Source organism: Ralstonia chuxiongensis (genome assembly GCF_024158925.1).
Classification (GTDB): Bacteria; Pseudomonadota; Gammaproteobacteria; order Burkholderiales; family Burkholderiaceae; genus Ralstonia; species Ralstonia chuxiongensis.
Window position 1 is genome coordinate 250,536 of the sequence record NZ_JAMYWC010000003.1, and the last position, 23,236, is coordinate 273,771.

Sequence of the window (23,236 nt, forward strand, 5' to 3'; positions counted from 1 at the left end):
AACAGACGATCGAGTCAGGACATTCGCTCGCCGGTCCATGCGCCCGGCAAGTGAACTTTCCGGCGCGCCGGCTTTGGACTGAATTAAGCTTCTGAATTGGCGTGATCGGCGACATCGCGAACCCGACGTGCTGACGCATTCGATTCTGATATGGCGACTGGGGATGATGTGAACAATGTAGCGACGGCGGTGCGCGCGCTGATCCTGGGCGTATGGCTTGGCTTGATGTCCGCCGGCAGCCACGCGGCCGCGCCTTCGCTATTCACACCGGAGGAGCAAGCGTGGGTGGCCGCGCATCCGGTCGTGCGTACCTGCGTCGATGCGCATTGGCGCCCGTTCGAGTTTGTCGAGGCCGGAAAGGTGGTCGGCATGGTTCCATCGTTCCTCGATGCAATTGCCGAACTTAGCGGGTTGCGCTTCGAATACGTCGATGGTGCGTGCTGGAACGGCTCGGCTGCGGCATTGCGGTCAGGCAGCGTCGACATGTTGCCCGACTGGGGCAAGCACGATGACGTGGTCCCTCACCGAGAGGGTGTCATCGCCAGTACGCCGTACTACGTCGGCACAATTGCGATCGTCACGGCCGAGCGTGAAAACCTGTTTGCCGGTTTCACGCAGCTGGCGGGCAAGCGGATTGCGATCAAAGGCGGCGGCGGCCTCGAAATGGCAATCCGCCATAGCGGCATGCAGGTAAGGTTGCAGACATTCCAGGATGAATCCGACGCGTTGGATGCCGTCGCAAACGGCGAGGCCGACGCCGCGCTCGGGACGGACGCGTCGATCATTCCGCAGTTGCAGCGGCAGTTCCAAGGCCGGCTTTTTCTCTCGGGAAGCCTCTGGGACCGCCCGTATGCGCTGACGATGGTCACGCGCGAGGACAACCCCGTCCTTGCGTCGATTCTCGATAAATCTCTGACCGCCATTCCGGCATCGGACGCAGATGCGATTCGGCGCCGATGGCAGGAAACAACCGACTACGGCGCGCCGTCACTCGCGTCGATCCTGCATTACCGCTGGCGGCAGGTCATCCTCGTTGCGGGCGCCGTTCTGGTGTTTGCGGTGCTGGCGTATGTACTATGGCGCGCGCGTGTTGCGGCCGTGCGCAGCGAGCGCGATAAGGCGATGTTCCTCGCGTTCATCAGCCACGAAATCCGTACGCCGATGCACACCATTCTTGCTTCGCTGGAGCTGCTCCAGCGCTCGCAGTTGACCGGCCAGCAAGCCAGCCGTGCGGACGCCGCCGTCTCGGCATCGGAAACACTGCTGGCGCTGCTCGACGATGTCCTCGAATACTCGCGTCTCGAATCTCGCAGCGTGACACTCGTGCTTCTGCCCACGACGATTGGGCCGTGGGCCGAGCAGACCCTCGACATGGTCCGTTGGCGCTCGGAAGAGAAAAAGCTGGCCTTGTCGCTCGATCTTGCCTGCGCGCCCGATTTCAGCGTGGAGATCGACGCCATGCGCGTGCGGCAGATCGCCCTGAATCTGCTGGTGAACGCGATCAAATTCACCACGGCCGGCAAGGTCGTTTTCCGCGTCGACTATCTGCCCGGAAAACGACGCGGCATCGGAACGCTCGTACTAGAGGTCAGAGACACGGGCATGGGCATTCCTCCAGAGCGCCAGCGGAACATTTTCGAACCGTATGCACGCGTGGAAAGCCCAGGCAATCGTGGTGCCAGCGGCAGCGGGCTGGGCTTGTCGATTTGCCACGAACTCGTCGACCTGATGGGGGGCGTGATCACCGTCAGCAGCAGCCCCGAGGTCGGCACGGTGTTCACCGTCATGTTGCCGACACGCGAGGCGCACGCAGAGGCGGCATTGCCGAACGCTGCAGATGCATCGCCGGCGTCTGCGCCCCTCGTGATATCGCCGAAGGCGCAAAAGACGCTGTCGCGGGAATCGAAGGAAGGGCCGCTTGTCCTCGTGGTCGATGATCACGAGGCGGTACAACATGCGATTCAGCATCAGTTGGACGCACTGGCTTGCCGGTCTGCCATTGCCGGCACCGGCGAGGCGGCGCTCGAACAGTTTGCGTCAGCAGCGTTTGACATGGTGCTGCTCGACTGCAATCTGCCAGGCATTGATGGATATACCGTCGCGCAGCGCATGCGGGAAATCGAGCATGAGCGCGGGGGCGAGCGCACGCCGATTGTTGCCATCTCGGCTGCGACCGACGACGCGCACCGCGTCCGGTGTTTCGACAGCGGCATGGACGGTGTTCTTTGCAAGCCACTGCGCCTCGCCGCGTTGCGGGAACTGATCGAGCTCTGGTGTGCTCATGGTGATTCCGCCCCCAACGCGGAGTCAATGGAGCACGACATGGCGCCGTCGGCGGACGTACTCGCGATCTATCGACAGACCATGAAGACCGATCTTGAGATGCTTAGCCAGGGCATCGCACATCGGGATATCGAGCAGGCACGTCGAGCCGCTCATCGAATTTCGGGCGCTGCGGCCGTTGTGGAAGATCGGCAGACGCGCAACCTGGCCAGTGAACTGGAACGACGTCTTTCGACCCCGTCCAGCGACATCAACGCGGACATTCAGGCACTCTTCGCAGAGCTCCAATCGCTGCACCGGGCGGAAACCCCAGACGCCTGATCCTTTCCCTCAGCGGGGGCGGCCTCGCCCTGATCCTGCATTCCCGCATATGCGCTGTTCGCCTCTCCTGCGGCGGCGTGCGCGTTGTGCTGCCCGCATTCCTCCGTCTCGACGGCCCAATCAGCGGAACCGCTGCATTTACAACGAGAAAGCCTCTGCACGTAAGGGGCGCCGGTCTTCATCGTGCAGACCAAACGCATCAATTCAGGCTGCTTTTCAGAGCAGTCTGATATGGCGCGCCCGCCTCGCTTGGAATACTTGCGCCTGCCTCATTCGATAGGCATTTCTTCTCGACCAAGTCCCGGCACCTTTCTGCTGCGGTCTCATTTAAGGGTAAGTCAATGAAAGCAAAACTGTTCCTGGCGGGCGTCGCCATGTCTGCTCTGTCCTCCGTCGCAATGGCCGCCGATCCGGTGGTAAAAGAAACGGTGGACGGCGTCATCAACTTCCAAGGCGCGATTCTGAACGACACGTGCAAGGTGTCGTCGACCTCGGGCGACGCAGGCGCCATCAACGTGAGCATGGGCAACATCGCCGCTGACGATATCGGCACGCTCGCTGCGCCGAAGCGTCTGACGAACGGTGCCGGCTCGGCCAACTTTGACGTGGTGTGCAAGAAGGGCGCCAAGGTCAGCATGAAGTTCGCCGGCAAGGCCGCAGAACTGAGCGCCGACAAGAAGACGCTGCGTGTGAACAACGGCGCCACTGCCGACGGTTTCGCCCAGGGCGTGAGCATCGCCGTGTACGAAGGCACGGGCGCGAGCGCGAATGCGTTCGACCTGAGCACTGGCGACCTGCTGGCACAAACCGAAGTGCCGGAGGGCGGCGGCGCCATCAACGTGCGCTTTGCCGCTGCTTACGTGGCTGCCGACGCCACCAAGGTGAAGCCGGGTATCGCCAACGCAAGCTTGCCGTTCACGCTGAGCTACGAGTAAGCCAAGCGCCAGCCACCCAGGCTGGCTTCAATCGGCAGCGGCGCCTGTCCGCTGCCACCTCTTTCTTCAAGGCAATTCCGGATATGAAAGCAAAACGATTCGCCGTTGGCGCGGCGTTGGCGTGCGCGTTGGCTGCGTCCGCGAGTCACGCCAGTATTTCCTTAGGTACCACGCGGGTGATCTTTGATGGCAAGAACAAGGAAAGCTCCGTGGTCGTCATCAACGATGGCACCGACGCACTGATCCAGTCGTGGCTGGATCCGCTTGATGACGTCGCCCATACGCAACTGCCGTTTGCCATTACACCGCCGTTGGCTAAGGTCGGGGCCAAGCAGCAGCAACTGTTGCGCGTGCTGTATGAAGGCGTGGGCATGCCCGCGGACCGTGAGTCCGCCTTCTGGCTCAACGTGCAGGAAATTCCGCAAGCAGCCAGCAACGACAACGTGCTGCAACTTGCCGTACGCCAGCGCATCAAGGTGTTCTATCGACCCGTTGGTTTGGCCGGCGATCCTCTCAAGGCGGCTACGAGCCTGCAATGGCAACTGAACCAAGACGGCGGCAAGGCGATGCTGCACCTGAGCAACTCGAGCCTCTATCACGTGACCGTGGTGGACGCCAAGCTGCACGCCGGCAACACGGATGAACCTGTCGTGGACGCCAAGATGGTCGCGCCAGGTTCCACGGTGACATTGCCCGTCAATGTGCCGGCCGGCCACACCGGCGCACGGGAACTGCGCTACGAAGTCATCAATGACTTCGGCGGACGCGAAAGCTACCGCGTCACCCTGCACGGCAGCCAGCCGAGCACGCCGGTTTCCGCCGGCAACTGATCGACCTAGTCGAGTTCTTCGATCCAGCCTTCATGGGTTGGATCAGCCCGCACCTCTTCGTAGCGGAGCTTGCCTATGTGACACCCCCCGATTCCCAAGGCCAAAAGCGAGCATTGCGATGTCTAAACGCCAGACCACCAAAACGTTCCCTAGAAAGACCGATGGAAAAGCGCTCGCTGCTCGCCCCAGCGCAACCCCGCTGTATTTGGCATTGTGTCTGGCGATGTTCAACAGCGCGCGCGCGGCGGAGGGTGAAACGCTCGTCGCGCAGGTCGATCCGACGCTGCTTGCGTTCAACACCGGCTTTCTGCATGGCCAGGGCCGCTCGGCAGATCTGAGTGCCGTGCTCTCTTCCGGCAACAGCGTGCCGCCCGGTACGTATCGTGTCGAGGTGCAAGTCAATGGCGACCTGGTTGGCCGCCGTGACATCGATTTCTATCAAGATGGCGGCAAAGGTAAGCTGCGCCCGTGCCTGACCGCGCAGATGCTGCAGGACTTTGGCGTCGACCTGAGTGCCATCACGCCGCCGCTGGATCTCAACAGCCAGGCGTGCCTGGACTTGCCGCATTTGATGGACCAGGCCTCTGCCGATTTCGACGCCGGCAGGCTGCAACTCAACCTGAGCATTCCGCAGGCATTTCTGTCGCGTGCCGCGCGCGGCTATGTGGACCCAGCTTTGTGGGACGAAGGCGTCACCGCTGGCTACGTCAACTACCAGTTCAGCGGAAACTACGGCCACGGCCGCGTTGGTAATGACAGCCGCAGCTATTACTTTGGCCTGCAGAACGGCGTGAACATTGGCCGTTGGCGTCTGCGTAATGAATCCACGCTGACCGGAAGCAACGATGGCCAGACGCGCTTCAAGAGCAACCGCACGCTGGTGCAGCGCGACGTGGACGCTATCAAAGGCCAGTTGACGCTGGGCGAGCAATACTCTGACGCCACGCTATTCGACAGCGTACGTTTTCGCGGTGTGCAAGTCGGCTCCGATGACGGCATGCTGCCCGACAGCGAGCGCGGTTACGCGCCCGTCATTCGCGGTCAGGCGGCCACCAATGCCGTGGTCGAAGTGCGCCAGAGCGGCTACGTGCTCTACCGCGCCAACGTGCCGCCCGGCCCGTTCCAACTGACCGACATTTTTCCGTCCGGCTCCAACGGCGACCTGGAAATTACCGTCATCGAAGCTGACGGTAGCAAGCATGTCACGCATCAGGCGTTCTCCAGCTTGCCGCTGATGCTGCGCAAGGGCCGCCTGAAGTACAACTTCGCGGCGGGCAAGTACGATGGAGACCAGGGCGCATCGCCCAATCTGGTGAGTGGCTCGCTCGTCTACGGCCTGACCGACAACAGCACGGTGGCCGGCGGTTTCCAGGCCTCGCGCGACTTCCAGGCCGTCAACGTGGGCGTGGGTACAAACACGCCCATCGGCGCGCTGTCGGTGGACCTGACCCAATCGACCAGCCTGGCGCGGGGCAAGCGCGATACCGGGCAGAGTGTGCGTATCTTGTATGCCAAGACCTTCACGCGCACCAACACCAACTTCACGCTTGCAGCCTATCGCTACTCCACATCGGGCTATCGCACGTTCAACGACCACGTTAACGACCTGAGCAATACCGACGGTGCGCAATCCGGCCGCAGCCGCTCGCGCATCGACTTGACGACCAGCCAGGACTTAGGCGGCCCAGATCGCAAATATGGCAGCGTCTACCTGAACGTCAGCCAGCAGACCTATTGGAACCAGCCGGGCTCCAGCCGCAGCATCAGCGTCGGTTACGGCAATAGCTGGAAGCGGCTCAGCTACAACCTGAGCCTGAGCCAGACCAAAGACAGCCGCTTTGGCAGCAGCGGCAGCAATACGCAGGTCATGCTCACGATGTCGATCCCGCTGGGTAGCAAGCTGCAATCGCCGCGTGCCTATACCAACGTGAGCAATGACAGCAACGGCGGCACCAATGTTCAAAGCGGCCTGAGTGGCTACGTGAGCGAAAACACCTCGTACGCCGTGCAGGCCGGCTATACCAGCCGTGGGCGGGGCGAAACCGGCGGCGCGAGCCTGACGCACAACGTCGACGCGGGCCAACTCTCCGCCAACGTGAACGTCGCGCGCGATTACCAATCGGCAAGCGTGGGGGCCACGGGCGCTGTGGTTGTGCATGGCGGCGGGGTCAACCTGAGCCGCACCGTGGGCGACACCTTTGCATTGATGAAGATGGAAGGCGTCAAGGGCGCGGACGTGCGCACCGACGGCGGTGCCTCGGTCGGCCGTAACGGCTATGCGGTGGTGAGTTATGCGCAGCCGTACCGCTTGAACGCCCTGCGCCCCGACACCCACAACCTGGGTGCGGACGTAGAGCTGGAAGACACCGTCAAGCAGGTGGTGCCGCGCCGTGGCGCCATCGTGAAGGCGGTCTTCAAGGGGTACAGCGGCCAGCGTGCGCAGTTCACGCTGCAGCAGGCCGATGGCAAACCGGTGCCGCTCGGCGCCAGCGTGGAAGACGCGCAAACCGGCAGGCAGCTGGGCATTGTGGACCCGAACGGCAGGGCTTTTGTGCTGCTCAATCAAGAGCAGGGCACGCTGGCGGTGAAGTGGAAAGAAGGCCAGTGCCAAGCGCCCTATACCTTGTCGAAGGCGGAGCCTGGTCGGAATTATCAACGGCAGACACTGCGTTGTCGGTACAAATGATGATCGCTCGTCGAACATTGGTGACCCTCACATGCATTTCCGCTGCCGCCTTTTCCTGAGTGCCACTTCGACGCGACGGTGACGCCGGGCACAGTAAAGGCGCCGATGTCTGTCACGCTTAGGTATCGTTAAGAAAAAATGGGCGCCCCATCATTTTGCGAGCAAAGCCGGTTGGGTTGAGCTCAACAGAACTAGCAAGGAAGCACTGATGAATGAGATCTTTTTGGCAAGAAAATCGAGTCACTTCTTCGGTGGTTTGAGAATGAGGATGGTTATTGGCCTGGCGATGTTTTCCGCAGCGCCGTCTTACGCTGCGAATTGTGAATTTCAAAAAGATCAAAAGACTAAAAATCTCACATTTACAATACCCAGCGATCTTCGTGTGCCACGTGATGCGCCCGTTGGCACTGTCGTGTGGGAAAGTGCCGTCCAGAGCGGCGCTGGGGCAAACAACGCTGATGTCTGTGCCGACACCCACAAATGGGGCCTGGTTAATGGGGTTGGAGCGAGTGCCAGTGCCGCCAGGAAGACAGAATTGCCGATCGGAACGACCGGGCTCGCTTGGAGCTTCGTGTACGAGAACAGCAAGGGCAAGTTGATTGTGGAGGATCTCTCCTTAGGGGGATTCAGTCAGGGAGGGGGAAGGTACGGCTGGGAGAACACTAAGCTCCAACTGCAAATCAAGAAGATTGGCCCTGTCACAGCAGGTGCCAGTGTGCCGGCAGGGCGTCTTGGCTACCTCAACAAAAACAATGAGATTGACCTTTTTTCGATAAACACCAGTAACAAGGCCAGCGTCGGCACACGCAGTTGCAAGACGCCTGATGTCGTCGTGCGGATGGGAGATCGGAATCGTGTCGGGCAATTCAAAGGAGTTGGCACTTCATTGGCGCCCGTCAATTTTTCGATCAATCTGAAGGAGTGTCCCTCGGCTATCAGCAAGGTTTCTTATCTACTGAAGCCGAACACCCAAATCGTGGATGCTACGCAGACAGTTGTCGCGCTTGATGCCGGATCGGTAGCCAAGGGCGTCGGTCTGCAAGTTCTTAACCAGAACGGAAAGCCCGTGACGTTGAACGAAACGGTCGTCTATAGCGAGTACGACAAGGTTGGCGGAAATTTCAGTATTCCGTTCAAAGCAGCCTATTACCAAACCGCTCCAGTTGTTGAAGCAGGCTCGGCGAATAGTTCGCTGACACTTGTGATGAGCTACGAATAGGGAATCGCTGATCACTGATTGCAGTGAAGGCTCGCGAGCCATCCGGTCCCGGTCCTTTCGAATCGAGGAAAGGGATCGATTCGGCACGGCTTCCTTTGATTTCGTGCTGTTGGCTAGGAGCGGCGTGCTCTCAAGGCTGGCCAGTAACGCCCTGTTGGCAAGCACCCGATTGGCGAGACCCGACAGACCGAGCGGTTGCACCGTGGTTTTGGTCCGGCCCCTGTAACGAGCCGAGCGCTGATCAAACCGATTGTTGATGAAGTGGGGTCGATGTTTGACCCAAGCACGCTACTGAGCATTTGGTCTCCTCCACCGCGATCAGCGAATCCTTAGTAGCACGATCGCACGCCGCTTCATGTAGTGACGCCTGGGGAACAACTGATGAGTAAGATATTTTCGATGGGTAGCTCGAACCGCCTCTTTGGTGGTTTTTGCGTTCTGGTGACGACTTTTTGGGCGATTTTTTTTGTTGCGCCAGCTCACGCCCAAACCTGTTCGTTTATCAATGGCAACACTAATCGGACAGTGACGTTCACGATACCTCGCAACCTTAGTATGCCGCGCAATCCGCCAGTCGGGACAGTTGTCTGGGAAAGCTCCACGCACACGCACATTGGCGCGAACGAGGTTTTCAGATGCAACGCAGCCTACAGAGTCGGGGTAACGAGTTCGGTCGGTGGGTGGCAAACTGTGGGTCAGACCGAATTTCCGATCGGCAATACCGGACTTGCGTGGAGTCTAATCGCCAACAACCGGACGATTAGGAGCATATATGGGTCGCTGACGCGGCCAAACAACGGCGCGAGTGGTTTCGACCGTTGGCAATTCAAGCTTGTAATCAAAACCATCAAATCGGTTTCGGCCGGCGCCACGATTCCAGGGGGGGACCTCGGTCACTACAGCATTCACGAGGAACTCAATGGCCTCACGTTCAAAACGAGCAACCAGGCCAGTGTCAGTACGCTCAGTTGCAAGACGCCGGATGTTACCGTCAAGATGGGAGACCAGAACCGCGTGCGCCACTTCAATGGCGTTGGTACGTCGTTGGCACCGGTCAATTTCTCGATTGCCCTGAAGGAATGTCCCGAAGGCCTCACGAAGGTGTCTTATTTGCTGAAGCCCAATACGCAAATCGTGGACGCTGCGCGCTCAGTCGTCGCGCTCGATGCCACATCGATCGCGAAGGGCGTCGGCTTGCAAATACTTGACGAGGGCGGCAAGCCGGCGGTGCTGAACAAGAAGATTGCTTTTAGCGGTTACGAGACGGTTGGCGGAAATTTCAGTATTCCGTTCAAAGCGGCCTATCACCAAACCGCTCCAGTTGTTGAAGCAGGCTCGGCGAATAGCTCTCTGACACTTGTGATGAGCTACGAGTAGCTTGGTCTGCACGCGGCTTCGTCAAGCATGGCAGCCGGTGCGAGTTCAGTGATCGGCGTACTTGGCGCGCCAACAAAAAACCCCGCAGAGCCAAGCCCAGCGGGGTTTCGTTGCCAAACGTTGGGGACGTTTGAAGTGTAACTGGTGGAGCCGGCGGGAATCGAACCCGCGTCCGCAAGCCCTCCACAGAGAGTTCTACATACTTAGTTCTGTCATTTGATTTAACCGCCGCATCGCGGACGAACACGCTCTACGACGGCGATTCACTAAGTTTTCGTCTCTAGGCCCGTGACTCACCTAAAGCTTATCTGACGTAGATGACCTCGCTAGTCTTTCGACCCTAGCCCGTCAGCGAGCCAGTGCGAGGACGGCGGCCCTTAGGCTGCCAGTGCGTAACGTTCGTCGTTAGCAGTTATTGCATTCCCATTGATTAACGAGGTGACGGGTCCTCGGTATGCCCTCCACTGCTTCGCAACCCACGTCGAAACCAGGTCGGCCCCAGTAAGGAAGTGTTGATTATCCCATAGATGGGCTACTTCAGCGAGAAATCAACCCGCGTCGTCTTGCCCTTGTCCTTGATGCCATCCGCGTTGAGCTTGGGGGCTACAACAAAGAGGCGTCCCGGATCCACGCGTTCGGCAAGTGCAACATGCACCGCATTCGCCCGACGCTGCGCGAGCTCTCGCAGATCCGCATCCGTCACTTGCACATTGGTTTCCATCAGCTTGCGCATCTCGTCGGGCGGCAAGGATTTGGCCAGCCCGATCATGTTGCGCGGTTTCGGGAATTTGGCTGCCTTGTACGCGCGTTCAAGATACTTGTTCTCTTCTTCTGGCTTGACCGTCGTGTCGGCTTCGGCGGAGTCGCCGGCATCCTTGAGCTTCTGTTCACGAATTTGACGGTTCACAGCCTCCCGGCGCAGGCCGTCGCGGTCAAATTCCGGGTCGACGCGGCCGACGATGTCGACCTTGAGCGCCGGGCGGTCCTTGAGAGCAGTGGCGAGCTTGTCGAGCTTGGCGACAGACGCCTGGCTGAGGTCTGACGTTCCTGGAACAAACTCGATGTAGCCGAGTTCTTCGCCGCCGCTGCCGCCTAATGCGCTGGCGAGCAAGGAGAACGGTGCCGTCACGGCGCGTGCAATCAGGTTGACGAATGCGCGCAGGATGACGCCGCCGATGCTGAACTGCGGGTCATCGAGCGAACCCGACACTGGCACGCGCACGTCGATTTCCCCACGCGAATTCTTCAGCAGCGCCACGGCCAGGCGCACCGGCAGGTTGGTGGCGTCTTTGCTTTCTACGCGGTCGCCGAAGGTGAGCTGGTCGATGAAGATATGGTTGTCGGCGGTCAACTTGCCTTGGTCGAGCAGGTAGTGCAGATCCATCGTCAGCTTGCCCTTGGTGATCGGGTAGCCGGCGTATTTGGCGGAGTAGGGCGTGAGGTTGGTCAGCTCCACGCCGTCGGCCTTGGCTGTGAGATCCACAAAGGCCGTGGGCGCGAGCGGGTTGACCTTGCCGTGGATGTCCACCGGCGCCGTGCCGTCGACGCTGCCGCGCAGCGTCACGTCGGCAGGTGTCTGGTTGGCGGCGGTGCTGATCGTGCCGATCGAGCCGCCAATGGCCGTGAGGTTGGCGGTGTAGTTCGGTTTGACGAAGTTGTCGGTGAAGCGGATGTTGCCGTCTTGCAGCGTGATGGCGTCGACGCGCAGATCTGCGCCGCCGGCCTTGGGTACGAGCGCGGTGGCGGTTACGGCCGATGCAGGTGTCGCCACGGGAGCCGAAGCCGTCACAGGGGCCGCAGCAGGAGCGGAAGCTGCGGAAGCAGATGCCGATGCGGGTTCGCTTTGCGTCAGCGATCGGCGCTGCTCGGTCGGCTGCACTCGGATGTCTTGCAGGTTCAGGCGGCCGTTCGGGTTGATGATGATCCGCGCATAGAACGTCGATAGCGCAACGGCGCCCACCCGCACGCGCGGCGTGGTGCCGTCGTAATTCGCCTGGATGCGGTTGAGCGCGAGAGAGCGCCAGCGCAGGAAGTCATCCGAGCTCACGCGGTCTTGCAGGCGCACGTTGCCCAGCGTCGCGTTGCCTTGGTAGCTGACTGTCAGCGCCTTCCCCTGGTTCAGGACGAGGCGTCCGTCCATCGACAGCAGCGCGCTCGTAATCGCCGCATTCAGAGACTTGTCCAGATACGGGTCGAAGCCCGCCAGCGACAGGTTCTGCGAGTTCACGCGCAGGTCGGCCTTCAGCGGATGTGGCACCACCTCGCCGCGCACATCGAGCTTGCCCTTTGCGCCCAGCCCCGCACCAATCTGCACGTTGACGGGCTTGCCGAGATCGGACGACGCGTTCTGCACGACCACGTTCAGCGGCTCGACACGCACCTTGACCGGGCGCGAATTGGATTGGTCTTCAAAGCCGACGGCACTGTTGTCCAGCTTCAGCGTCTGTACCGTCACAGCCCAGGGTTTTTCGGCCGGGGCGTTCGACCTTGCGCCGGATTTGATCGGCGCCGCCGATTTGCCCGCCGTCGGTTGCGGACCATCGAGCAGCGTCAATGTGGTCGTACCGTCCTTCTTGCGCAGCGCGTCGATCTGCAGGCCGTCGGCGCGCACTTCGCTGAGTGCAATGGTGCGGGCGCTCAGGTCGAAGCTCTTTACATCCGCGCGCAGCAGCTTGGCGCGCAGCGCGGTGTCCTTGCCCGTGGCGGGCGCCAGCGACAGGTCGGCCAGGCTTGCGGTCAGCGGCTCCGCGCGCACGTTGAATTTGTCCGGCCCGAAGTCGAGCGCCACCTTGCCGTCGGCCGACAGCGCGCCGTTCTGCAATTGCGGGGCACCCGCCTGGCGCAGATATGGGCCGATGCCGGCCAGCTTCACGCCGTCCAGCTTCAGTTCCATCTCGCCGGTGTTTTTCTCCAGCGATGTGTTGCCTTTGACATTGAGGGTGCCGCCTTGCGCCAGCTTGGCGCCCACATCAAGCGTGGTCGGGCCGCCCAACGTGCGCACGCCAATGTCGCCGTGGAGATCTTCGAGTGTCAGGTCGGCTGCAGGCTGCGTGGTCGCGTCTCGCCAATGGACCGTGCTGTTCGCCACTTGTAGCTTGCTGACCACCACATCCAAGGGCTTCGGCTTGGCGATCGGCGCAGGCTCTGCCTTGGCAGCATTCGCTTCGGCAGGTACGGGTTTGCCGCCCAGTTGCGCGAAATTGATCGCTCCATCTGCACCACGCGTGGCATCGACGCGCACGCCATCCAGCGTCAGCGCATCGAGGTGGAATACGTTGTCGAGAGGGCGCACGTCGCTCAACGTTGCCCGCACCTGTTTAGCGGCCACCAGTGGCGCTTTCTTGGCATCGACCACTTCCAGGTTGTCGAGGCCGGTCGTGCCATGCAAGCGCAGCACCGGCGCGCCGCTTTTCGGCTTCTGGAACTCGATTGTCAGGTCGGTCGTCAGCAAGCCTCGCGGCACTGCCACCGGCAGCGGGCCGGGCACGTAGCCCAGGTAGCGTGGCAGATCGAGGCCATCGATCTTGACGTTGAGGTTGGATTCGAGCGAATCGGCAAATGGCTTTGTCTTGCCCGCAAAACGCAGCGGTGCGCCGTCGATGCGCGCTGCCAGCAGCGGTTGCACGAAGATGTCTACATCGGCTGGTAGGCTCGCCAGGAAAGGCACGCCGATCTGCAGGCCATCCACCTTGTGCTCAGTACCGAGCGGCTGGTCGACAAAATCGATCGCGCCGTTGGCCAACTGCAGATTGGCGAAGACGAAACGCGCCGGCTCGGTTGACTTGGGCTTGGGCGGGGTCTCTGGCTGGCTTAGCTTGTCGACGATATCGGAGAAGTTGAAGCGCTGTTCGGCGGTGCGCACGATACGCACCTGCGGCGCCTCAATGCTGAGCTCTTCAATGACGGGCGCGCGACGGAAGATCGAACTCCACGACGCGTTCACATGCAGATGGCCGACGTCGACGAACGGCGTTTTGCCGTCGCGCTCGGCAATGTGGAGCTGGTCGACATCAAGCCGCAGCGTGTATGGGTTGATGCTGATTTTGCCGACCGAAACCGGCCGTTCCAGCAGCTTGCTGAGTTGCGTTTGAGCCAGGTGGCGTAGCAGCGGCGGGCCACCGAATGCACCCAGCAGCCCGAACACCACCAGGAAGATCAGCACGCCGATCCCAGTGCGCTTGGTGCCTCGCGATGTACCAACCTGAGCCGCGCGTTGCCAGCCTGCCGTAGCGCGCACGCGGGCAAACCGCGCACGCCAGCCGTTGGTATTCGATTGCAGATCAGGGCGCGAATCGGGGGAGTTGCTCATGCTGGTGTCGGTCCGGCCATGGCGTGGCCTACTTCGTCAGTCGGTCGACCGCCACGTCCCCGGGGGGAGGCGGCGGTCCTGAAAGATGCGGCGCCCAGGCTTTCACCTGGGCATCGTGGTCAAGCGCGTTGCGATTCGAGCAGCAGCGGAATCAGCTCGGCCGCGCTGGCAATCAGCGCATCGGCGCGCCATTCCACGGGCGACAGTCCATTACCACAATAGCCGTAACTGGCGGCAATGGTAGGCATGCCGGCAGCACGGCCGGCTTCGATATCGCGAAGGTCATCGCCCACGTAGACGATCTGCCGTGCATCGACGCCGATGGACTCGGCTGCATGCAGCAGCGGGGCTGGGTGGGGCTTGGCGTGCGGCGTGGTGTCGCCTGCAACGACGCAGGCCGGCGGCACCGGCAACGGCAGCTGCGCAACCAGCGGTACCGTCAGGCGCCCCGACTTGTTGGTGACGATCCCCCAGGGGATGCCTGCGCGGCCCAGTTCCAGCAGCACGTCGGCCATGCCTGGAAACAACCGCGTGCGCACGCAGATCTCCGCCTCGTAGTTGGCGAGAAACGCCAGCCGTAGGGATTCGAATTCCGCATCTCCCGGCCCAACGCCGAACGCCACGCCAATCAGCCCGCGGGCACCATGCGAGGCAACCGGGCGCAGCGCTTCGTAGTCCACCGGTTCGAGGCCTCGGTCGGTGCGTACCTTGTTGGCCGCCGCGGCAAGATCGGGGGCCGTGTCCGCAAGCGTGCCGTCCAGGTCGAACAGCACCGCGCCTAGCGGATCGGGAAACTGGCGCACGGTCATGCCTCGGCCGGACGGCGCGTCGCCATCAAGTAGTTGACGCTGGTGTCCTGCGTAAGGGCGTAGCGGCCGGTGATCGGGTTGTATTCCAGCCCGCGCATCTCTTGAGCCTGGAGGCCAGCCCCGCGTACGAACGCGCTCAGCTCAGAAGGGCGAATGAATTTGGCGTAGTCATGCGTGCCGCGTGGCAGCATGTTCAGGACGTATTCCGCACCGATGACCGCCAGCAGATACGCTTTGGCATTTCGGTGGATGGTCGAGAAAAATACGTAACCGCCTGGCTTCACCAATGTCGCGCACGCGCGAACAACCGATGCCGGATCGGGCACATGTTCGAGCATCTCCATGCAAGTAACGACATCGAAGCTACCCGGCTCGCGTGCGGCCAACGCTTCCGCGGCGATCTCCTCGTAATCGACGGTAATTCCCGCCTCGAGGCTGTGCAGGTCTGCGACACGCAATGCTTTGCGGGACAGATCGATGCCTTTGACGTTCGCCCCGGCACGCGCCATGCTCTCTGAGAGGATGCCGCCGCCACAACCGACGTCGACGACGCGTTTGCCAGCCAGCGGAGCAATCGACTGAATCCAGTCAAGGCGCAGCGGATTGATTTCGTGGAGAGGTTTGAACTCGCTGTTCGGGTCCCACCAGCGGTGGGCGAGTTCGCTGAATTTTTCGAGTTCGCCGGGATCGGCGTTCGCGTGAGTGGTCGTCATGTTGCGCTGCGCCAGGGCATATCTGCTAGGTGAGGAAATGTACCAAAAAGCGTCGCCCCGACCAAATCACGGGGTCCGCAAAAAGGTTTCACATTGAAACAGAGGTGAACAAATGCGCATGCACTTCCTCCAACTGTCACCTTCGCTCAAGGAGAGATCAATGAAATCCAAACAAATTCTGATAGGACTGGGTGTTGCGAGCCTGACGGTGCTGGCGGGCTGCGCCGCGCCCGGTTACGGCGGTGGCTATAACGGTGGGTATGCTCAGCAGCCCGCCTATGGCCAACAACCGGCTTATAGCGGGCAGCCGCAGCAAACGGGCGCCCTTTACGGCCGGGTTGAATCGATCCAGCCGATGCAGGCCCCGGCAAATAGCCCGGGCATTTTGGGCACGATCATCGGCGGCGTGGCTGGCGGCATTCTGGGCCATCAGGTTGGTGGTGGTACGGGCAACACAGTCGCGACTATTGGTGGCGCAGCACTCGGTGCCTATGCAGGCAACCAGGTCGAGCAGCGCGCCGGAGCGGGTGGGCAAACGGTGTATCGCATCACCGTGCGCCTGGATGATGGCCGCGTCGCCACCGTCACGCAGCGAAACCCGAACAACCTGCGCGTTGGCGATCGCGCCATGGTTGCTAACGATCAGGCGACACCTTCCTATCAATAAGAAGGACGGTCATGAGAAAGGGGCATCGGGCGCCCCAAACAAAAAAAGCGATGGCGCATTTGGTGTCATCGCTTTTTTTAGTGCCCATTTCCGCAGCAGCCCAGAGGAGGGCATTTGCCGGAGTACAGGCGAAAAAAAGCCCAGCTTTCGCTGGGCTTTTTCCCGGTGTGAGCCGAATTACTGAGCCTTGCGGGTGCCGACCACTTCGACGTCCACGCGGCGGTTCGGCTGCTGGCAGGCGATTTGTGCCTTGCGAGTGCCCTTGCACGACTTCGGATCAACCTTCAGCTGGCGCTTGCCCTTGCCTTCCGTGTAGACACGGTTGGCTTCGATGCCCTTGCTGACCAGGTAGCCCTTGACGGCTTCAGCACGACGGACCGACAGGCGGTCGTTGTACTTGTCCGAGCCGAACGAGTCGGTGTGGCCAACGGCGATCACGACTTCCAGGTTGATGCCCTTCAGCTTCGAGACCAGGTCGTCCAGCTTGGCCTTGCCTTCCGGCTTCAGCACAGCCTTGTCGAAATCGAACAGGGTGTCAGCAGCGAACGTAACCTTTTCGCTCGACACAACCGGGGCAGCCGGAGCACCCGGAGCAGCCGTCGGAGCAGCAGCCGGAGCCAGAGCGCCGTCGCACTGAGCGTTGGCGGTTGCCGGCGTCCAGAAGCCATTGCGCCAGCACAGTTCGTTCGTGCCGTTCTTCCAGACCCACTCGCTCGTGCCGTTACCCCAGTTGTCGTTGACGGCCTTCTTTTCGTAGGGCACCGACTGAGCGTAAGCGGACGCAGCCATGGCTACCGCAGCTGCAGCGAACGCGAGCTTGGCAAATTTTTTCATATTTCTCCTCTCAGGATGAGATCACCGCAGAAGACTGCGAGCAGATGGGACGAAAACAAGTCATACATTCTTCGGAGTATAACATTCTCGGTGTGGTGAAGGCTCCACTTCGAACAATGTCTGCCTCTTCGCTGGGGGATTGTGCCACAAGCACGCACTCCTAAAAAGCAAATATAAGCGATTCGAACGGGGCGCCACGGCCTTGTGGTGTGTACGCAACAAGGCAGGAAATGGCTCGCAAACCCTTATGGGGACTGGCTCGCCGGTTTTGCCCTCCCTCGCAGGGAACGTGCCCGGGGTTGACGATGCGTCGCTCGCGCGTATGAGGGGAGGGGGCTTGCGGCATGGTAAAATGTTCTGTTATTCGCGCAACCGCAGCGTCCCGCTGTGGGCATCACTGTGCTCACTAGGGGACCTCTCACCGTTCGCCCAATGGATCAATTCGCCAAAGAGACACTCCCGGTATCGCTCGAAGAAGAAATGCGTAGCTCGTACCTCGCTTACGCCATGAGCGTGATCGTGGGCCGCGCCCTTCCAGATGTGCGGGATGGTCTCAAGCCGGTGCATCGTCGTGCGTTGTACTCGATGCACGAGCTGAACAACGACTGGAATCGCCCCTATAAGAAGTCCGCCCGTATCGTCGGGGATGTGATCGGTAAGTATCACCCCCACGGCGACACTGCTGTATACGACACCATCGTGCGGATGGCGCAGAACTTCTCCCTGCGCTACATGCTGGTCGACGGCCAGGGCAACTTCGGCTCCGTCGACGGCGACAACGCCGCGGCGATGCGTTACACCGAAATCCGCCTGTCGAAGATCGCCCACGAATTGCTGGCCGACCTAGACAAGGAAACGGTCAATTTCGAGCCGAACTACGACGGTTCGGAAACCGAGCCGTCCGTTTTGCCAGCCCGCATTCCCAACCTGCTGATCAACGGTTCGTCCGGGATCGCGGTGGGTATGGCGACGAACATTCCGCCGCACAACCTGAATGAAGTCGTTGATGGCTGCCTGCATTTGTTGCGCAACCCGGAAGCGACGGTCGATGAGCTGATTGAGCTGATCCCGGCGCCGGATTTCCCGACGGCCGGCATCATCTACGGCATTTCGGGTGTGCGTGAAGGCTATCGCACCGGCCGCGGCCGCGTGGTGATGCGTGCCAAGACGCACTTCGAGGACATCGACCGGGGCCAACGCCAGGCGATCATCGTCGATGAACTGCCCTACCAAGTTAACAAGCGTACGCTGCTCGAGCGTATCGCCGAGCTGGTTACCGAAAAGCGCATCGAAGGCATTTCCGACATTCGCGACGAGTCGGACAAGTCCGGCATGCGTGTGGTGATCGAACTCAAGCGCGGTGAAGTGCCGGAGGTTGTGCTCAACAACCTCTATAAGAATACGCAGCTGCAGGACACGTTCGGCATGAACATGGTGGCGCTGGTCGACGGCCAGCCGCGTCTGCTGAACCTGCGTCAGATGCTGGAGTGCTTCCTGCTGCACCGCCGCGAGGTGGTGACGCGCCGCACCGTCTTTGATCTGCGCAAGGCGCGCGAGCGTGGTCACATTCTGGAAGGTCTGGCCGTTGCACTTGCCAACATCGACGAATTCATCGCAATCATCAAAGCCGCTCCGACTCCGCCGGTTGCGAAGGCTGAGCTGATGAACCGCAGCTGGGATTCGGGCCTCGTGCGCGACATGCTCGTTCGCGCCGAGAGCGAAACCTCGGGCGGCGGTGGCGCCTATCGTCCGGAAGGTCTGCTGCCTGCATTCGGTATGCAAGGCGATGGTTTGTACAAACTGTCGGACACGCAAGCGCAGGAAATTCTGCAGATGCGCCTGCAGCGCCTCACCGGGCTGGAGCAGGACAAGATCGTTCAGGAATACCGCGAAGTGATGGCGCAGATCGCCGATCTGCTGGACATCCTGGCGCGACCGGAACGCATTACCGCCATCATCGTCGAGGAACTCACCGCGATCCGCGCGGAATTTGGCGATGAGCGGCGCTCGCAAATCGAGCACAATGCGACCGAGTTGGACACAGAAGACCTCATTACGCCGCAAGATCTGGTGGTGACGTTGTCACACAGCGGCTATATGAAGAGCCAGCCGATTTCCGAATACCGGGCGCAGAAGCGTGGCGGTCGCGGCAAGCAAGCTGCCGCGACGAAGGAAGACGACTGGATCGACACGCTATTTGTCGCCAACACGCATGACTACATCCTGTGCTTCTCGAATCGCGGCCGTCTGTATTGGCTGAAGGTCTGGGAGGTGCCGCAAGGCAGCCGTAACTCGCGCGGTCGTCCGATCGTCAATATGTTCCCGCTGTCACCGGGCGAGAAGATCAACGTGATCCTGCCGGTGAAGCAGTTCGACGAGCAGCACTTCGTCTTCATGGCCACCTCCAAGGGGACGGTCAAGAAGACGGCACTGACCGATTTCTCGAACCCGCGCAAGGCCGGCATCATCGCGGTGGATCTTGATGAGGGCGACTTCCTGATCGGCGCGGACATTACCGATGGCCAGCACGACGTGATGCTGTTCTCAGACGCCGGCAAGGCGGTGCGCTTCGATGAAAACGATGTGCGCCCGATGGGTCGCCAAGCGCGGGGTGTTCGCGGTATGAACCTGGAAGAGGGCCAGCAGGTGATTGCGATGCTGGTCGCGCCAGCGGAAACCGAAGGCGAAGGTGCTCAGTCGGTGACTGGCAGCGTGCTGACCGCTACCGAGAACGGCTACGGTAAGCGCACGCCGATCTCGGAATACACCCGACATGGCCGCGGCACGAAGGGCATGATCGCCATCCAGACCTCCGAGCGTAACGGTAAGGTGGTCGCCGCTGCCCTGGTGGCACCGGAAGACGAGATCATGCTCATCACGACGGGTGGCGTGCTGATCCGCACACGGGTGGACGAGATCCGTGAAATGGGGCGCGCCACTCAGGGTGTCACGCTCATCTCGGTGGGTGAGGGCAACAAGCTGTCGGGGCTGCAACGTGTGATGGAGTCCGATGCTGAAGGTGCGGACGGTGTCGAAGGTGCCGACGCGGCGGATGCCGCCCCCGGTGCCGATGCACAGACGGATGACAGCAGCGAGACATAATTAGAAACATCTTTTGCTTGCCGTTAGGCGCAGTTCTGTCATGATGCCGGACCTGTGCGCGGCAAGGGCTTGGAACTTTTGCGTCACACGCCCGGCCTAAACGCAACGCTTATCTCAAGGGAGCAACAATGCACAAGAGTCTCAAACTCAAACATCTGATCGTGGTGGCCGGTTTCGCTCCGCTGTTTGCGTTCGCGCAGGCTGGCGACGCTGACAAGACGGCTGCCATCAAAGATCTGCTGTCGACGATGAACGTCGATGCAGCCATCAAGGGTCAGGGTGAAGTGTTGGCCAACGGCGCTAAGCAGGAAGCCCCGCTGGTGCTGGAGCAGGCACTGGTCGAGAACAAGACTCTGAACGACAAGCAGAAGCAAGCTGCTGTCGACAAGCTGAAGAAGAACGGTGCCGTGCAGCGCATGACCGACGGTGCAGGCAAGGACTTCGACACGGAAGCCTTCCGCAAAGACGCTCTGCAAGCTCACTATGACTCGCTGGGCAAGTACTACTCGACCCAGGAAATCAAGGACTTGACCACGTTCCTGAAGACGCCGAGCGGCCAGAAGTTCATGGCCAACCAAGGCAAGGCCATGCAGGAAGTATGGGGCAACGTGATGCAGAAGTACGGTCCGCAAGTTGGCAAGAAGATGCGCGACATGGCTGACAAGGAAGTTGCCGCCGCTGCGAAGTAATTAGCCGGCATAGGCGGACGATCGGGGGCGCAATCCCCGTCGCCCTGCCAGTTGGTAGATAATGGCTGTTTGGGTTTGCGCCCAGACAGCCATTTTTCTTTTGCACTTCGCCCCATGAACCAAGCGGATCGAGCCCTTCAAGCCAGCCAAGCGCGCGTGTACAACTTTTCGGCAGGTCCAGCGGTGTTGCCGCTCGAGGTGCTGGAACAGGCGAAAGAGGAGATGGTCTCCTGGCACGGCAGCGGCATGAGCGTGATGGAAATGAGCCATCGCGGCCGTGAATTTGAAAGCATCCTGGCAGCGGCGTTCGGCGATTTGCGGCAGTTGCTGGCAGTGCCGGACAACTACGAAATCCTCTTCCTGCAAGGCGGCGCCATCGCTGAGAACGCCATCGTGCCGCTGAACCTCATGCGTCGGCTGTCGGCGGATGCACCGAAGGCTGACTACGTCGTCACCGGCACGTGGTCGGTCAAGTCGCAGCAAGAAGCGCGCAAGTACGGCGAGGTGAACATCGCTGCCACCAGCGAGGCCGAGCGCTTCCACAAGATCCCCGATGTCTCGAGCTGGAAGCTGTCGTCGGACGCGGCCTACGTGCACCTGTGCACGAACGAAACCATTGTTGGCGTCGAGTATCAGGAGACGCCAGACGTCGGTCAGGCGCACGGGCGTGTGGTGGTGTCCGACGTGTCGAGCCACATCCTCTCGCGGCCGATCGACTGGAGCGGCTATCAGGTCCTGTACGGCGGCGCGCAGAAAAACATCGGCCCTGCCGGCCTGACGATTGCCATCGTCCGCAAGGACCTCCTGGGCCATGCACACCCGCTGTGCCCGTCGGCATTCAATTGGCGCCTGGTGGCTGAGAACGGCTCGATGTACAACACGCCGCCCACTTACGCCATCTACATCGCGGGGCTCGTGTTCCAGTGGATCAAGCGCCAGGGTGGGGTCGAGGCGCTGGAGACGCGCAACATCATCAAGTCGAAGATGCTGTACGACTTTATCGACGCCAGCAGCTTCTACCGCAACGAAATCCATCCGACGTGCCGGTCGCGCATGAACGTGCCGTTCTTCCTCAACGACGAGTCCCGCAACGACGCGTTCCTCACGCAGGCGCGCGAGCGCGGGTTGGTGCAGCTCAAGGGCCACAAGTCCGTGGGCGGCATGCGGGCAAGCATCTACAACGCGATGCCGCTGGAAGGCGTAGAGGCGCTGGTCGACTTCATGCGTGAGTTTGAAAGAGTGTCTGCGTAAGGCTGACACTCAATCACGGCAGAACATTGCGCGAAGCGCCCGCTTCGCGCGGCAATTTGCAATCCGTTGCCGAACCAGATTCCTACAATGACCAGTCAGTCAGACGATACGAAGCAAAACAAGGACGCCGCATTGGCGGCGGAGCTTGCGCCGTTGCGCACGCAGATCGACGCCATCGACAACCAGCTGCTTACGCTGCTCTCCGACCGCGCCAAGGTGGCGCAGGAAGTGGGCGAGGTGAAGAAGCGCTATTCGTCACCGGCGTTCCGGCCGGACCGCGAGCTGCAGGTCATCCGCAAGATGCAGTCCGGCAATCAAGGGCCCCTGCACGACGAGAGCATCGCCGCCATCTGGCGCGAGGTGATGTCCGCCTGCCGCGGCCTGGAACAGGCGCTGCGCATCGGCTACCTCGGCCCGGCCGGCACGTTCTCGGAGCAGGCGGTGATCGCGCATTTCGGCCACGAGATCCAGCCGATGCCGTGCCCGAGCATCGACGAGGTGTTTCGTGCGGCGGAGTCCGGCACGGTCGATTGTGGTGTTGTGCCGGTCGAAAATTCGACGGAAGGCGTGGTGTCGCGCACGCTCGATCTGTTCTTGCAGACGTCGCTGAAGATCAGCGGCGAGATCGCGCTGCGGGTGCACCATAACTTGCTGCACAAAACGGGCGACATGTCGCAGGTGAAGGTGGTGCGCGCGCATGCGCAGGCACTGGCGCAGTGCCAGCGGTGGTTGAACACGAACTATCCGAATCTGCCGCGCGAGGCTGTGTCGAGCAACGCCGAGGCAGCGCGCATGGCCGGCGAGGACGAAACCGTCGCCGCGCTGGCAAGCGTGCAGGCGGCCAACCGCTACGGCCTGCACGTGGTGCGTGCCAATGTGGAAGACGATCCGCACAACCGCACGCGCTTTGTCGTGATCGGCAACTACGAGACGGAGCCGAGCGGACGCGATCAGACGTCGTTGATCCTGTCGGTGCCGAACGAGGCCGGTGCTGTCTACAAGTTGCTGGCGCCGTTGGCAGAGAACGGCGTGTCGATGTGCCGCTTCGAGTCGCGTCCGGCGCGCAGCGGTGCGTGGGAATACTACTTCTACGTCGATGTGGAAGGTCATCAGCGTGACCCGCAGGTCGCGCGCGCGCTGGAAAAGCTGCGTCACGACGCGGCGTATTTCAAAGTGTTGGGGTCCTATCCCTCGGCACATTGAGGGATTCA

Annotated in this window: 15 protein-coding genes and 1 other RNA gene; 11 read left to right on the top strand and 5 right to left on the bottom strand. The window is 61.1% G+C overall.

From position 1 onward, the window contains the following. Positions 1-150: 150 nt before the first annotated feature. The 6 genes from NKG59_RS10380 to NKG59_RS10405 all read left to right on the top strand — a co-directional run bounded on the left by NKG59_RS10380 (position 151) and on the right by NKG59_RS10405 (position 9,651). Positions 151-2,604: an ATP-binding protein gene (locus NKG59_RS10380; RefSeq protein ID WP_253536644.1), complete on the top strand. Its 2,454-nt coding sequence runs from the start codon at positions 151-153 to the stop codon at positions 2,602-2,604. Positions 2,605-2,945: 341 nt separating this feature from the next. Next, positions 2,946-3,539, top strand: a complete 594-nt coding sequence (locus tag NKG59_RS10385) for a fimbrial protein (protein ID WP_253536645.1) — start codon at positions 2,946-2,948, stop codon at positions 3,537-3,539. 83 nt (positions 3,540-3,622) lie between these two features. After that, on the top strand, positions 3,623-4,369 hold the full coding sequence (locus NKG59_RS10390) for a fimbrial biogenesis chaperone (RefSeq protein WP_253536646.1): 747 nt from the start codon (positions 3,623-3,625) through the stop codon (positions 4,367-4,369). A 118-nt stretch (positions 4,370-4,487) separates the two neighbouring features. Continuing rightward, positions 4,488-7,055, top strand: coding sequence for a fimbria/pilus outer membrane usher protein (locus tag NKG59_RS10395; RefSeq protein WP_253536647.1), 2,568 nt, complete (start codon positions 4,488-4,490; stop codon positions 7,053-7,055). A 208-nt stretch (positions 7,056-7,263) separates the two neighbouring features. Then, on the top strand, positions 7,264-8,274 hold the full coding sequence (locus tag NKG59_RS10400; RefSeq protein ID WP_253536648.1) for a fimbrial protein: 1,011 nt from the start codon (positions 7,264-7,266) through the stop codon (positions 8,272-8,274). Positions 8,275-8,655: 381 nt separating this feature from the next. Then, on the top strand, positions 8,656-9,651 hold the full coding sequence (locus tag NKG59_RS10405; RefSeq protein ID WP_253536649.1) for a fimbrial protein: 996 nt from the start codon (positions 8,656-8,658) through the stop codon (positions 9,649-9,651). Between the two features lie 142 nt (positions 9,652-9,793). On the opposite strand, the gene ssrA is transcribed toward NKG59_RS10405, so the two are convergent. The 4 genes from ssrA to ubiG form a co-directional block, all read right to left on the bottom strand. Further along, positions 9,794-10,151, bottom strand: a transfer-messenger RNA (tmRNA) gene (gene ssrA / locus NKG59_RS10410). A 32-nt stretch (positions 10,152-10,183) separates the two neighbouring features. Next, positions 10,184-13,960: a DUF748 domain-containing protein gene (locus tag NKG59_RS10415; RefSeq protein ID WP_253536650.1), complete on the bottom strand. Its 3,777-nt coding sequence runs from the start codon at positions 13,958-13,960 to the stop codon at positions 10,184-10,186. 119 nt (positions 13,961-14,079) lie between these two features. Beyond that, complete coding sequence (locus NKG59_RS10420; RefSeq protein ID WP_253536651.1) at positions 14,080-14,769, bottom strand: HAD family hydrolase; 690 nt, start codon at positions 14,767-14,769, stop codon at positions 14,080-14,082. After that, positions 14,766-15,482, bottom strand: a complete 717-nt coding sequence (gene ubiG, locus NKG59_RS10425; RefSeq protein ID WP_253536652.1) for a bifunctional 2-polyprenyl-6-hydroxyphenol methylase/3-demethylubiquinol 3-O-methyltransferase UbiG — start codon at positions 15,480-15,482, stop codon at positions 14,766-14,768. Before ubiG ends, NKG59_RS10420 begins: the two co-directional genes overlap by 4 nt. Before the next feature lie 160 nt (positions 15,483-15,642). Here ubiG and NKG59_RS10430 point away from each other — a divergent pair, with 160 nt between their 5' ends. Next, positions 15,643-16,149 (top strand): outer membrane lipoprotein, encoded by a 507-nt coding sequence (locus NKG59_RS10430; RefSeq protein ID WP_045204514.1) that lies wholly within the window; start codon positions 15,643-15,645, stop codon positions 16,147-16,149. Positions 16,150-16,326: 177 nt separating this feature from the next. On the opposite strand, the gene ompA is transcribed toward NKG59_RS10430, so the two are convergent. Then, positions 16,327-16,983, bottom strand: coding sequence for an outer membrane protein OmpA (ompA, locus tag NKG59_RS10435; protein ID WP_253536653.1), 657 nt, complete (start codon positions 16,981-16,983; stop codon positions 16,327-16,329). 432 nt (positions 16,984-17,415) lie between these two features. Here ompA and gyrA point away from each other — a divergent pair, with 432 nt between their 5' ends. The 4 genes from gyrA (at position 17,416) to pheA (ending at position 23,228) form a co-directional block, all read left to right on the top strand. Beyond that, on the top strand, positions 17,416-20,085 hold the full coding sequence (gene gyrA / locus NKG59_RS10440; RefSeq protein ID WP_045204513.1) for a DNA gyrase subunit A: 2,670 nt from the start codon (positions 17,416-17,418) through the stop codon (positions 20,083-20,085). A gap of 128 nt (positions 20,086-20,213) precedes the next feature. Then, on the top strand, positions 20,214-20,774 hold the full coding sequence (locus NKG59_RS10445) for a DUF2059 domain-containing protein (protein ID WP_253536654.1): 561 nt from the start codon (positions 20,214-20,216) through the stop codon (positions 20,772-20,774). Positions 20,775-20,888: 114 nt separating this feature from the next. Then, entirely contained in the window at positions 20,889-22,025 is a 1,137-nt protein-coding gene (gene serC, locus NKG59_RS10450) for a 3-phosphoserine/phosphohydroxythreonine transaminase (RefSeq protein WP_253536655.1), read from the top strand. A gap of 87 nt (positions 22,026-22,112) precedes the next feature. After that, positions 22,113-23,228: a prephenate dehydratase gene (gene pheA / locus NKG59_RS10455; RefSeq protein WP_045204512.1), complete on the top strand. Its 1,116-nt coding sequence runs from the start codon at positions 22,113-22,115 to the stop codon at positions 23,226-23,228. The last annotated feature ends 8 nt before the right edge of the window (positions 23,229-23,236 follow it).